This is a genomic window from Croceivirga sp. JEA036, from assembly GCF_011882165.1.
In the GTDB taxonomy this organism is placed as follows: Bacteria; Bacteroidota; Bacteroidia; order Flavobacteriales; family Flavobacteriaceae; genus Croceivirga.
On the sequence record NZ_JAATON010000001.1, the window covers coordinates 950,960 to 963,129 of the forward strand.

The 12,170-nt window shown below is 35.7% G+C and carries 13 protein-coding genes; 9 read left to right on the plus strand and 4 right to left on the minus strand.

Features of this window, described 5'->3' with window-relative positions; all coding sequences use genetic code 11:
• Positions 1 to 132: 132 nt before the first annotated feature.
• Complete coding sequence (locus HCO57_RS03875; RefSeq protein WP_136949813.1) at positions 133 to 783, minus strand: rhomboid family intramembrane serine protease; 651 nt, start codon at positions 781 to 783, stop codon at positions 133 to 135.
• A 29-nt stretch (positions 784 to 812) separates the two neighbouring features.
• Between HCO57_RS03875 and HCO57_RS03880 the strand changes: the two genes are divergently transcribed.
• Positions 813 to 1,733 (plus strand): lysophospholipid acyltransferase family protein, encoded by a 921-nt coding sequence (locus HCO57_RS03880; RefSeq protein ID WP_317171111.1) that lies wholly within the window; start codon positions 813 to 815, stop codon positions 1,731 to 1,733.
• A gap of 46 nt (positions 1,734 to 1,779) precedes the next feature.
• Here the strand turns inward: HCO57_RS03880 and glmM are convergent, their stop codons facing one another.
• Complete coding sequence (gene glmM / locus HCO57_RS03885) at positions 1,780 to 3,168, minus strand: phosphoglucosamine mutase (RefSeq protein ID WP_167987925.1); 1,389 nt, start codon at positions 3,166 to 3,168, stop codon at positions 1,780 to 1,782.
• Positions 3,169 to 3,260: 92 nt separating this feature from the next.
• On the opposite strand from glmM, the gene HCO57_RS03890 reads away from it, so the two are divergent.
• Genes HCO57_RS03890 through HCO57_RS03915 form a run of 6 tightly spaced genes read left to right on the plus strand, consistent with a single transcriptional unit; the run spans position 3,261 to position 8,673 of the window.
• Positions 3,261 to 3,854 carry an ACP phosphodiesterase gene (locus HCO57_RS03890; protein WP_167987926.1) on the plus strand — a complete coding sequence of 198 codons (594 nt, stop codon included), beginning with the start codon at positions 3,261 to 3,263 and terminating at the stop codon, positions 3,852 to 3,854.
• The gene (gene ggt, locus HCO57_RS03895) at positions 3,842 to 5,536 is read left to right on the plus strand and encodes a gamma-glutamyltransferase (protein WP_167987927.1); all 1,695 of its coding nucleotides are present in this window, start codon (positions 3,842 to 3,844) and stop codon (positions 5,534 to 5,536) included. The genes HCO57_RS03890 and ggt overlap by 13 nt, the downstream gene beginning before the upstream one ends.
• A gap of 4 nt (positions 5,537 to 5,540) precedes the next feature.
• Complete coding sequence (locus HCO57_RS03900) at positions 5,541 to 6,461, plus strand: RimK family alpha-L-glutamate ligase (RefSeq protein WP_167987928.1); 921 nt, start codon at positions 5,541 to 5,543, stop codon at positions 6,459 to 6,461.
• A gap of 34 nt (positions 6,462 to 6,495) precedes the next feature.
• The gene (locus HCO57_RS03905) at positions 6,496 to 7,401 is read left to right on the plus strand and encodes a DUF1338 domain-containing protein (RefSeq protein WP_167987929.1); all 906 of its coding nucleotides are present in this window, start codon (positions 6,496 to 6,498) and stop codon (positions 7,399 to 7,401) included.
• Between the two features lie 23 nt (positions 7,402 to 7,424).
• The gene (locus tag HCO57_RS03910) at positions 7,425 to 8,126 is read left to right on the plus strand and encodes a hypothetical protein (RefSeq protein WP_167987930.1); all 702 of its coding nucleotides are present in this window, start codon (positions 7,425 to 7,427) and stop codon (positions 8,124 to 8,126) included.
• Between the two features lie 25 nt (positions 8,127 to 8,151).
• Positions 8,152 to 8,673 carry a DUF3124 domain-containing protein gene (locus tag HCO57_RS03915; protein ID WP_167987931.1) on the plus strand — a complete coding sequence of 174 codons (522 nt, stop codon included), beginning with the start codon at positions 8,152 to 8,154 and terminating at the stop codon, positions 8,671 to 8,673.
• A 3-nt stretch (positions 8,674 to 8,676) separates the two neighbouring features.
• Here HCO57_RS03915 and HCO57_RS03920 read toward each other — a convergent pair whose 3' ends face one another.
• Positions 8,677 to 9,438, minus strand: a complete 762-nt coding sequence (locus tag HCO57_RS03920; protein WP_167987932.1) for an XRE family transcriptional regulator — start codon at positions 9,436 to 9,438, stop codon at positions 8,677 to 8,679.
• Positions 9,439 to 9,534: 96 nt separating this feature from the next.
• Here HCO57_RS03920 and HCO57_RS03925 point away from each other — a divergent pair, with 96 nt between their 5' ends.
• Entirely contained in the window at positions 9,535 to 10,800 is a 1,266-nt protein-coding gene (locus tag HCO57_RS03925) for a putative DNA modification/repair radical SAM protein (protein ID WP_167987933.1), read from the plus strand.
• A 17-nt stretch (positions 10,801 to 10,817) separates the two neighbouring features.
• Complete coding sequence (locus HCO57_RS03930; protein WP_167987934.1) at positions 10,818 to 11,591, plus strand: TIGR03915 family putative DNA repair protein; 774 nt, start codon at positions 10,818 to 10,820, stop codon at positions 11,589 to 11,591.
• Between the two features lie 45 nt (positions 11,592 to 11,636).
• On the opposite strand, the gene HCO57_RS03935 is transcribed toward HCO57_RS03930, so the two are convergent.
• Complete coding sequence (locus tag HCO57_RS03935; protein WP_136949801.1) at positions 11,637 to 12,161, minus strand: hypothetical protein; 525 nt, start codon at positions 12,159 to 12,161, stop codon at positions 11,637 to 11,639.
• Positions 12,162 to 12,170: the final 9 nt, after the last annotated feature.

A 12,170-nucleotide genomic window follows, 5' to 3' on the forward strand; every position in this document is an offset into this window, starting at 1 on the left:
AATAAGTAGGTTTAAAAAATTTGGTAAAAATTCAACGTGCAAGTTCAACATAATATTTCAACCCACGTAAGAATTTTCGATAAAGTGTAGCGTTTCTATCGATTAATCGATGAAAAGCATCGTTTAAAGGAACTAAATTTTACCCATCTTGTCTAGCACAAATAAAATAATGATAGGTACCGCAAGTAAGAAAACCATCAAGGTTTCAGAAAAAATTAAACTTGGAACAAAAAGTAATGTAGTCACATAACCACCTATTGCACCCCCAAAATGTGCTGTGTGCCCAATATTACCTAATCTGCTTTTCATTCCATAAATGGAATAGAGCAAATACGCTATGCCAATTACATAAGCAGGTAGCGGAATAGGAATAAAAAAGAAACCTAAACGCATATTTGGTTGCAATAAAATGGCTGCATAAAGTACACCTGTTACAGCGCCACTTGCACCTACTGCACTATAATAGGGTTCATCTCTATGAAAAAATAGGGCTAACAAACTGCCTGCCAATAAGCTAACAAAATAGACTATAAAGAATTTGGGATATCCCAACCAGTTTATGATTACATCAGAAAAAAAATACAGCGTAAACATATTAAAGAAGAGGTGTGGAATATCTACATGCAAAAAACCAGAGGTTAACATACGCTCCTTTTGTCCAGTTTTAATAGCTCCTATTTGGAATTTATAACGGTCAAAAAAATAGCTGTCTTTAAATCCTCTTAAAGAAACCACCACATTTGCTGCCATTATGGCTATTGTGGCCCAGTGTAAATTAAGCATTAGCATAAGGTTTGGATTCAAATATAGCTATATTTGCCGATAGATTTTACCACATGCAATTATTGATTTTTTTACTGGCTTACCCTTTTATCTGGTTGGTATCTAAACTGCCATTTAGGTTACTTTATATGTTGTCTGACCTTGTTTTTGTTTTACTCTACCACATTGTTGGCTATCGTAAAAAAGTAGTCTATAGCAACTTAAAATTAGTGTTCCCTGATAAACCTGATAGCGAATTAAAACAAATCCAGAAGAAGTTTTACGCACATCTGTGTGATATGTTTTTAGAAATGATAAAAACTATGAGTTTAAGCAATGCTGAGGTTAAAAAAAGGTATGCGGTACAGAACATAGAACTTATTAAGCGTATAGAAAAAGATAGAAGCATATTAGTAGTATGCTCTCATTATGCCAATTGGGAATGGAATGTAAGTATTAATAATTATGTGAATTCTAAAGGATACGCTGTATACCAGCCAATTGCCAATAAGTATTTTGACGACTTTGTACGTAAAGTAAGGGCTAGGTTCAACACTACCCTTATTACACAAAAACAGACCGTAAAAACAGTGGTTAAAGATAAAAGAGATGGCGTAATTGGGGTCTTTGGTATGGTTAGCGACCAGAGCCCTATGGTGAGTAAAGCGCAATACTGGTCTGATTTTATGGGGATAAAAGTCCCTATTTTTAACGGAGCAGAAACTATGGCTAGAAAATTAGATTTAGCGGTAGTATTTTTAAAAGTGAGCAAGGTTAAACGCGGGTATTACAAGGCAGAGTTTATACCCATAGCAGAAAATGGTGCAGCAACCGAAGAAAACTATATCACCGATACCTTTTTAAGATTGGCAGAACAACAGATTAAAGAAGAGCCAGCTTATTATCTATGGACGCACCGTAGGTGGAAACACAGAAACAAGCAACCTGCACATTACGCCAAAGTATCTTAAAATAAAAAGCCTCCGTTCGGAGGCTTTTTATTCATAGTCTTTTGTACTACAACCCTGCAATTTCTTTTATTTCACCTATAATTCGGTCAGCAAGTTCATCCGCCGCTATTTGACTTTTTGCTTCTGTGTAAATACGAATAATTGGTTCTGTATTAGATTTACGCAAGTGCACCCAGTTTTCTGCAAAATCAATTTTTACCCCATCAATGGTAGATACATCTTCGTCCTTATACTTATTGTGCATAGCTACTAAAAGCGCATCCACATCTAATTCTGGTGTTAATTGTATTTTTTTCTTACTCATAAAATAACTAGGGTAACTAGCTCGTAATTCTGCAACCGTGCCTCCCTTTTCTGCCATTAACATTAAAAATAATGCCGTTCCTACTAGAGCATCCCTACCATAATGACTTTCTGGATAAATAATGCCGCCATTACCTTCGCCACCAATTATAGCATTATTGGCTTTCATCTTAGTAACTACATTCACCTCTCCTACAGCAGCAGCTTCATAAGTACCTCCATGCTTTTCTGTAACATCCCTTAGGGCTCTAGAAGAAGATAGGTTAGAAACTGTATTTCCTTTAGTTTTACCCAGCACGTAATCTGCGCAGGCCACCAATGTATACTCTTCTCCGAACATTTCGCCATCATTACTAATAAACGCTAAACGGTCTACATCTGGGTCTACTACAATACCAAAATCTGCTTGTTCTTCTACTACCTTTTTACAAATATCTCCCAAGTGCTCTTTTAAAGGCTCAGGGTTGTGCGGAAAATGGCCTGTTGGCTCACAATATAGCTTTACTACCTCTACGCCTAAGGCATCCAATAATTTAGGAATGGCAATACCTCCAGAAGAATTAACACCGTCTACTACAACTTTGAATTTCTTTTCTCTTATAACTTCTGCATCTACAAGAGGTAATGCTAAAACTTCATCTACATGGATATCCATATAAGCATCATTCGTAGTAATAGTCCCTAAATTATCTACTTCTGCAAAATTAAAATCCTCTTCCTCTGCCAATTCCAATATTTTAGCCCCTTCCTCTGCATTTAAAAATTCTCCTTTTTCATTCAACAACTTTAAAGCGTTCCATTGCTTTGGGTTATGACTTGCAGTTAAGATAATACCACCATCGGCCTTCTCTAAAGGTACCGCAATTTCTACGGTTGGCGTAGTACTCAACCCTAAATCAATAACATCTATACCCAAGCCCACCAAGGTAGAAACTACTAAATTCTGTATCATTTCTCCAGATAAACGGGCATCTCTACCAATAACCACCTTAAGCTTATCCTTGCCTGCATAATCTTTAAGCCAAGTACCATAGGCTGCTGCGAATTTAACCGCATCAATAGGTGTTAAATTATCATTAGTGGCACCGCCTATAGTGCCTCGTATACCAGAAATGGATTTTATGAGTGTCATATGTTAAAAAAGTTTGTGCAAATATATAATGATGCCGTGTAAAGGGTGTTTCTAATTTGTAAATTCGGTATTTAACCCCAAAGTTTCGGTATATGAACTTCTTGGCCCATATTTACCTTTCTTTTGACCAGCCTGAAATTACCGTAGGAAATTTTATAGCAGACCACATACGCGCAAATAAATACCAACATTTACCAGAACGTATACAACAAGGTATTCTATTGCATAGAGCCATTGACACTTTTACAGATACGCATCCTATTCCTAAAAAAAGCAGTAAAAAATTACATAAAAATTATGGCCATTACAGCAGGGTTATTGTAGATATTTATTACGACCATTTCCTAGCTAAAAATTGGCATAGGTATTCTAATGAACCTTTGCTAGATTATGTAGAAAATTTCTATTCGCTGTTAGAAGACTATTTTACCATTTTGCCAAAAGCTACGCAACGAATGATTCCTTATATGATCGCGGATAATTGGCTTTACAACTATGCTAACTTAGCAGGTATAGCAAAAGTTTTAAATGGAATGAATAGACGAACTAAAAATAGAAGTAAAATGAATTTTGCTATCCTAGATTTAGAGGAACATTACACTGCTTTTGAACAAGAATTTGTTACCTTTTTTGACGAATTAGTTATCTTTTCTAAAACTAAATTCCAAGAGATATGTTTAAAATAACCACCGCCTGCCTATTATTCTTCTTTGTAATAGCCTGCAAACAAAACCCTCATAAACCTGCCAATCCAACGGGACTAGTAACTAAAAAAGCTATGGTGGTTGCTGCACGGGAAGAGGCGGCAAGTATTGGGGCAGCAGTTATAAAAAAAGGTGGTAACGCTTTTGATGCTATGGTCGCGACAGAAATGGCTTTAGCAGTTGCATATCCGTTTGCTGGCAATCTAGGCGGTGGCGGATTCATGGTGTATAGAAAAAATGACGGTAGTGTAGGCGCCTTAGATTATAGAGAAAAAGCACCTTTAGCAGCACATAAAAACATGTATTTAGACTCATTAGGCAATGTGGTACCAGAGATGAGTACTGTAGGAGCCACTGCTGTTGGCGTACCAGGTACCGTAGCTGGTGTAATGGCGGTGCACAAAAAATTTGGAAAACTACCACTAGAACAAATTTTATCCCCAGTTATAGCCCTTGCTAATAAAGGTGTTATAGTTACAGAAAAGCAAGCAAAACGATTAGATAATAGCAGGGAAAAGTTTATTTCGGTTAATGGTGATAGCACCAAGTTTGCACAAGTTTATTATAAAGGAGACACTATAAAATATCCTGCATTGGCAAACACGTTAAACACCATTATGCTACAAGGAAAAGATGGATTTTATAAAGGCGAAATAGCAAAGAAATTAGCCGACTTTATTCAGGAAAAAGGAGGATTTATAACTGAAGAAGATTTAGCAAAATATGAAGCTCAATGGCGTAATCCTGTTATTTTCAATTATAAAGACCTAAAAATAATCTCTATGAGTCCTCCCAGTAGTGGCGGAATCACTATGCAACAGATTTTTAAAATGATGGAGCCTTTTGATGTTGCTTCTTTTGGTCATAACTCAGAAAAAACCATTCAACTATTTACAGAATCAGCAAGACGTGCGTATGCTGACAGAAATTACTTTTTGGGAGACCCAGATTTTGTTACTATTCCAACCAACAAACTAACCTCAGATTCTTACCTTACAGAACGTATGAAAACATTTAGTTTTGACAGTGCAACTGCTTCTGATGATATTGCCCATGGTGCAATAGAAATTATAGAGAGCAATGAAACCACACATTATTCTATTGTAGATGCTGAGGGCAATGCCGTTTCTGTTACCACTACTTTAAATGGTGCTTACGGCTCCAAACTTTATAGTGACGAATTGGGATTTTTCTTAAACAATGAAATGGATGATTTTAGTTCCAAGCCTGGTGTTCCCAACATGTTTGGATTAATTGGAGCTGAGGCCAATAGTATTGCCCCAGAAAAAAGAATGCTTAGTAGTATGACGCCAACAATTGTAGAAAAAGAAGGTCAGTTGTACATGGTTGTTGGCACCCCTGGTGGTTCCACCATTATTACAGCAGTAGCACAAACCATATTAAATGTGTATGAATTTAATTTAAGCATGCAAGATGCTGTAAACGCTCCTCGTTTTCACCACCAATGGTTACCAGATTTAATTATGTTTGAGGAAGAAGGATTTACACAAGAGCTAAAAACCAATCTTAAAGAAAAAGGGTATAAACTAAGGGAGGGTAAAAATCCTATTATTGGTAAAGTAGACGCCATAAGAATTTTACCTAATGGCCAGTTAGAAGGTGGTGCAGATAAACGTGGTGATGATACTGCCGTAGGCTTTTAAGATTATGAGGTTAGATGTAGTTTTAGTTACCGATAAGCGCTACCTGAAGCCTAAAGAAGATGCGTATACTAAAAATGTGATTTTAGAGGACCAATTGGTAGCTGATGCTTTACAAAACAAAGGTTTAAAAGTTGGCCGCACCTATTGGGACGACCCTAATTTTGATTGGGGCTCAACTAAGTATGTTATTTTTAGGGCCGTTTGGGATTATTTTCATAGAATAACCGAGTTTAAAAAATGGTTTGAAGCTACTGCCCAGAAAACCATATTTATCAATAGTAAAAAACTAGTAGAATGGAATTTAGACAAGCATTACTTTATAGATTTAGCCAATGCCGGAGTACATGTTCCTAAAACGTATTTTATAGAAAAAAGAAGTGTTGAAAGCTTAGAGGATGCTATTGAAGAAGCTACAATAGAGGCTGACATACAATCCAAGCACCTAATTTTAAAACCTTGTATTGCAGGTGGTGCAAGGCATACTTATAAATTTGAACGTAAAGACTGGCATAACTTAAACAAACAGTTTTTGCAGTTGATAGCCAAAGAAGCAATGATGTTGCAAGAATTTCAAACAAATATTATTAAAGAAGGAGAGTTTTCGCTGATATTTTTTGGAGACACCTATAGTCATACCATACTCAAAAAAGCGAAACCAGGTGATTTTAGAGTACAAGATGATTTTGGAGGCTCCGTTCACCATATTCAACCTACCAAAGCACAAATACAATTTGCCTTGCAAGCAGTACATGCTGCCCCAGAACTTCCTGTTTACAGTAGAATAGACCTTTTTAAAGATAATGATAATCAACTTGCATTGGCTGAACTAGAGTTGTTTGAACCGGAACTTTGGTTTAGAACATCTAAAAAAGCCGCACAGATTTTTGCTAATTCTTTGGTTGAAAACTATTTTAAATCGATATAATTTTATATTTGTAACAATACAAACTGTTTATGTTATGAATTTTAAAAGTGATGCACCGTTAGACCAGATTCTAGAAGCGCTTTTTACTCCCTACAAAGAAAGTGTACCAGACGTTGCTAAAATTGTTAATGCAATGATTTCTCAGGGAATGATTGCTTCAGAAGATGATATTATTAACGATCACATTGCCTTTAGAACCTTAGGCGTCCCAAATTTAGGCATATCCTCTTTTGAAAAGATTTTTTTGCATCACGGTTACACCAAAATGGCTCCATATCATTTTAAAGAAAAGAAATTAGATGCGTTTTGGTATGCACCTCCCTCACAAAAATATCCGCGGATTTTTATTTCGGAATTACGAGTGAACGATTTATCAAAGACAACCCAAGATATAATTTATAAATACACCCATCCTATTACAGAAGACCCCATTGCGTCTATTGATTTAGATAATCCCAGCATGGTAGGTAAATTCTTTTATCAACCACTATGGCAATTGCCTAGTTTAGAAGATTATCAAAGTTTGGCTGCAGAAAGTGAATATGCTGCTTGGGTTATTTATAATAGGTATTACTTAAACCATTATACCATTAGCGTTCACGAGCTTCCAGAACCATTTAATTTATTATCTGTTTTTAATACCTTCTTAGAGGAGCATGGTATTAAACTCAATGATTCTGGTTCCAAAATTAAAGTAAGTGCAGATGGCCTTTTAAAACAGAGTAGTTCTGTAGCCAAAATGATACCAGCAACCTTTGCTGGTGGAGAAACTTTAGCCATATCTGGCAGTTATGTAGAGTTTGCTGAACGTTTACCTTTGGCTGATTTTGCTCATTTACCTAAAGAGCAATTAGATGCAACGATGAGGAGAGAAGGTTTTGAAGCAGCTAATGCGGATAAAATATTTGAAAGCACCTATTCTGGACAAACCGGAAAATAGTCTTTACTTTAGCTCAAAAAAGGATGAGAAGGTTCTTTAAATGGACGGGGATTGTTGTAGTTGTTATACTAATTGCAATTGTTACATGGGGATTTATTGCAAATGAAGCCCTTCCAGAGGGGAAAGCAGGCCAAGAAGCTGATGCCTTAGCAATGAAAATGCTTACATCTTTAAACTATTCTAAATATCAAAATTCTCGTTGTATAGAATGGTCTTTTAAAAATGGTGCAAATCATTACAAATGGGATAAAAAATTGGGTAAGGTTACAGTTACTCTAGAAGATACCAAAATACATCTAAACCTTAATGCCCCAAAAAAATCTGAAGTATTAGATGCTTCAACAAGCTTATCAAAAGAGGAAAAGACCGCTTTGATAAACAAGGCTCTTGAAAATTTTAATAATGACTCGTTCTGGTTAGTTGCCCCCTACAAAGTATTTGATAATGGTGTTACCCGTAAAGTTGTGTCGCTAGACAGTGGAGAAAAAGCCTTATTGATTACCTATAATTCTGGAGGAACAACCCCTGGCGATAGTTATTTATGGTTACTAAACGATAATGGTTTTCCTAACGCCTTTAAAATGTGGGTAAAAATTATTCCCATTGGTGGCGTTAAAGCTACTTGGGACGACTGGCAGGTGATGGATTCTGGTGCATTTTTACCCAAAACACACCAGCTAGGACCCATTACGCTAAACATGGGTGATATTAAAGCTTACAACTAAAGGCTTTTTTCGCCATATTTGTAGTATGATTAAATTGCGCTACACCGCCTTAATAGTAAGCATTGTTTTGGGCTTTGCAAGTTGTAATCTACCACCTAAGGAGCAAAATCCGCAACGCACGGATTTTTCTGGTAAGCCTGCCGCCAAAATACCTGTAGATAGTTTGGTAGAAAAAGGACAGACCTATTTATCTGTTTATTCTGGAGTATACAGTTACTCAGAACATTCAACCCACAATTTAACTTCTACTATAAGCTTACGTAACAGGGATGCAAAAAATGAAGTATTTATTACCAAAGCAACTTATTTTGATACCCAGGGTACAGCTTTACATGAGTACATAAAAAATCCGATTTCTCTTAAACCCATGGAAACACTACATATAGTAATAGACGAGAGAGACGAAAGTGGTGGCACTGGAGCCAACTTTATATTTGATTGGGCCATCAACAATGAAGGTACTCCTCCTCTATTTGAAGCCGTAATGATTTCCACGCAGGGACAACAAGGTTTGTCTTTTGTAACTACCGGAGAACGGATTAAGTAATGCTTAATTTTTAACTTGTCCCAATTGTCTTTTTAAGTCATCCATAGAGGCTTGCAATTGTTTTAGTAAACCAGTCTCTGTAGTTGCATCTAAATTAAAGGTTAGTTTACTGCTTACCTCCCAAATTTCTTGTATTTGAAAAGGTTTTATCTCATAAGGAGGATAATTTTCATTCAAAGAAATTAAGGTGATGTTGTTAGAATTAGGGCGCTTTTCAACTTTTTTTACCATAACGGAATCTTGCAACACCACAACGTACATTTTATTGGCAGATACATAGTCTATATGTTCTACAGCTTTCGCTAAAACCCATTCTCCAGAACGTAAATTAGGGAGCATACTATCTCCTTCTACCTGAAAACCGCGGTACGTAGCATTTCTAAATTCGGGGATAGGTAAATCAAACGCTGGTAATTGTTGGTACCAGGTAGTATCTTGAATATTTTGCGGATAACCCGCTGCTGCTTTCGCATTTACCAAAACCATATTATCCCTTTCCATATTATCTACCGTAACTACTTTAGGGATAACGCTAATTTTTGCTGTTTCTAAATATTTCTCTTCACTATCTCCATACAACCAAAGTGGATTCACCTTAAATTGTTTCAATAATTCTGCTATTACTTTTCCAGATAGTTTAGTACGTCCCCGTTCTATATCTGCCGTAGTATTAGAGACACCTAAAAGTGCAGCAAATTGTACTTGAGTATAACCTAATTCCCTTCTAATTTCTACAAAACGCTTTAAAGCCAGCTCATTTTCCATAGTCAAATATACTATTTATGGATAATTTCCAAAAATATTTTGGATAATTTCCAATTATTGGATTATTTCCATATTTTTGGATAAAAACCAATTGTTGTGAACTTTGAGCGAATAAAAGAGAAGTTAAACATCCTTGCAGATGCTGCTAAGTATGATGTGTCTTGCGCAAGTAGTGGTAGTACTAGAAAAAACTCCAACAAAGGCTTAGGAAATAGCACGGGCATGGGTATCTGCCATAGCTACACAGAGGATGGTAGATGTGTGAGTTTATTGAAAATATTGTTAACTAACCACTGCATTTTTGATTGTGCTTATTGTGTTACGCGCCGTAGTAATGATGTTAAACGTGCTGCTTTTAAAATACAAGAAGTAGTGGATTTAACTATAAATTTTTACCGAAGAAATTATATTGAAGGTCTTTTTTTAAGCTCAGGCATCTTTAAGAATGCTGATTACACTATGGAACGTTTGGTGCAAGTTGCCAAAAAACTGCGCCAAGAAGAGAATTTTAACGGATATATTCATTTAAAATCTATTCCTGGTTGTAGTGATGAATTAATGTATGAAGCTGGTTTGTATGCAGACCGTTTATCTGTTAATATAGAAGTCCCCACCATATCTGGCCTTAAACTTTTGGCACCAGAAAAAAAGCATGAAGACTTTACAAAACCTATGTTGAAGGTTAAAAATGAACTTATACGGTATAAGAACGAACAAAAGCTAATAAAAAGCACTCCTAAGTACGCTCCTGCTGGCCAAAGCACTCAAATGATTGTGGGTGCTTCTGGTGAGTCTGATAAGGATATCATGTATTCTGCTACCTACTACTACAAAAAATACCATATGAAAAGGGTATATTATTCTGGCTACGTACCCGTAATACAAGATAGTAGACTGCCTTCTATCACTTCTCAAGTGCCCATGTTAAGAGAAAATAGATTATATCAAACAGATTGGCTTTTAAGATTCTATGGATTTTCTGTCAACGAGATTTTAGATGAATCTCACCCTAATTTAGACCATGATATAGACCCTAAGCTTTCTTGGGCATTGCGTAATATGCATTGTTTTCCAGTTGATGTTAATAGCGCTGATAAATCCATGTTACTGCGTGTTCCAGGTTTGGGAACTAAATCGGTTTACAAAATTTTAAATGCAAGAAAATTTAGACAGTTAAACTGGGAACACTTAAAAAAAATTGGTGTAGCACTTAACCGTGCACAATATTTTTTGATATGCAACTCTAAAGATTGGCATAAAAAAGATGTAGAAGCGGAGGGAATTAAAAATTTAATTCTACGTAATTCTCAAAGTAAATTTAGAACACAATACAGCAATCAGCTATCTCTTTTTACAAATTAATTCTAAGCACCCTGTTTATGACTGTAATGACCACTTTAATTTACGACGGTAGTTTTAACGGCTTCCTTAGCTGCATATTTAAAGCTTTTGATGAAAAACTTAAAATAGCAGATATCCAAAGAAAAAGTGCTGCTCAAAGTGGCCTTTTCGCCTCCACAGAAGAAGTATATACAGAAGTAAAAAAAGCGCAGCGGGTGTGGAAAGGTTTAAAGGCTAAAAATAACAATGCTCTTAATACTGCTTATTTTGCTTTTTTAAGTGAAACTGAAGGAATAGAAGTACAGCTATACCAATATATATCTAAAATTATATACAGTAAGAAAAATGAACACTTTGATTACAGTGATAAATTGGTGTTGTATATAAATCAATTGGCGAAAAAAGTAGGTAGAGAAAAACACCGAATGGAAGCCTTTGTACGTTTTCAATTAACAAAAGACGCTATTTACTTTGCTATTGTAGAGCCAGATTTTAATGTATTACCCCTTATTTCTAAACATTTTAGAAACAGATATGCAGACCAAGAATGGCTTATATATGACAGAAAGAGAGGTTATGGTATACACTATCAAGGTGATAATGTAGAGATGGTTACTTTAGATTTAACTGCACAATTACACAATAGCCTTAAGAAGAGTAATTTACTAAAAGATGAAGAACATCAATATCAAGAATTATGGGGTAATTATTTTAATAGCACTAACATTAAATCTAGAATTAATAAAAAACTACATACCCAACATGTACCCAAAAGATATTGGAAGTATCTGAGTGAGAAAAAAGCGGTGTAGTGCATCGCCCTGTACTATTCTATTAGGACGATGCACTATACTAATTTATTTACTTTTTTCACCTACAAAATTATCACTCTTGTTTTTAAAGAGTACATTAAAACTCGTTAGTGACCCATAAATACGAGTAATGTATTGTTGTAGGTCAACTTTTTCTTGGTCATCTAGATTTTTGCTACTATTAATTTTTTGTTCCATTACACGTAGCCTATCTCTAACCATTACAATTTTATGAAAAAAGGTATCAATAGGCATTTCTTTATTGGCTACAGCATCGCCAGGTTCAAGAATAAGCTTACCGCCTTTCCACTTATCTGCTATTGCAACTTTTTCTGTAGCATCACTCCAACGTTGTAAAATTTTAACCAAGGAGCGTTCAACTTCAAAAAAACTTACGGTATCTACTTCATCCTCTACAGCTTCAATGACCTCAAAATCATCATCAATTGCAATGGTTTCCAAGCCTATTTCCATAAAGGTAACCCAATACAGTTGTGCAGTAACGTTAGTAACTACGCCTTTACCATGTGTTGGGTGATTTATCCTAGAGCCAATTCCAAGTATTTTCATATATCAAGT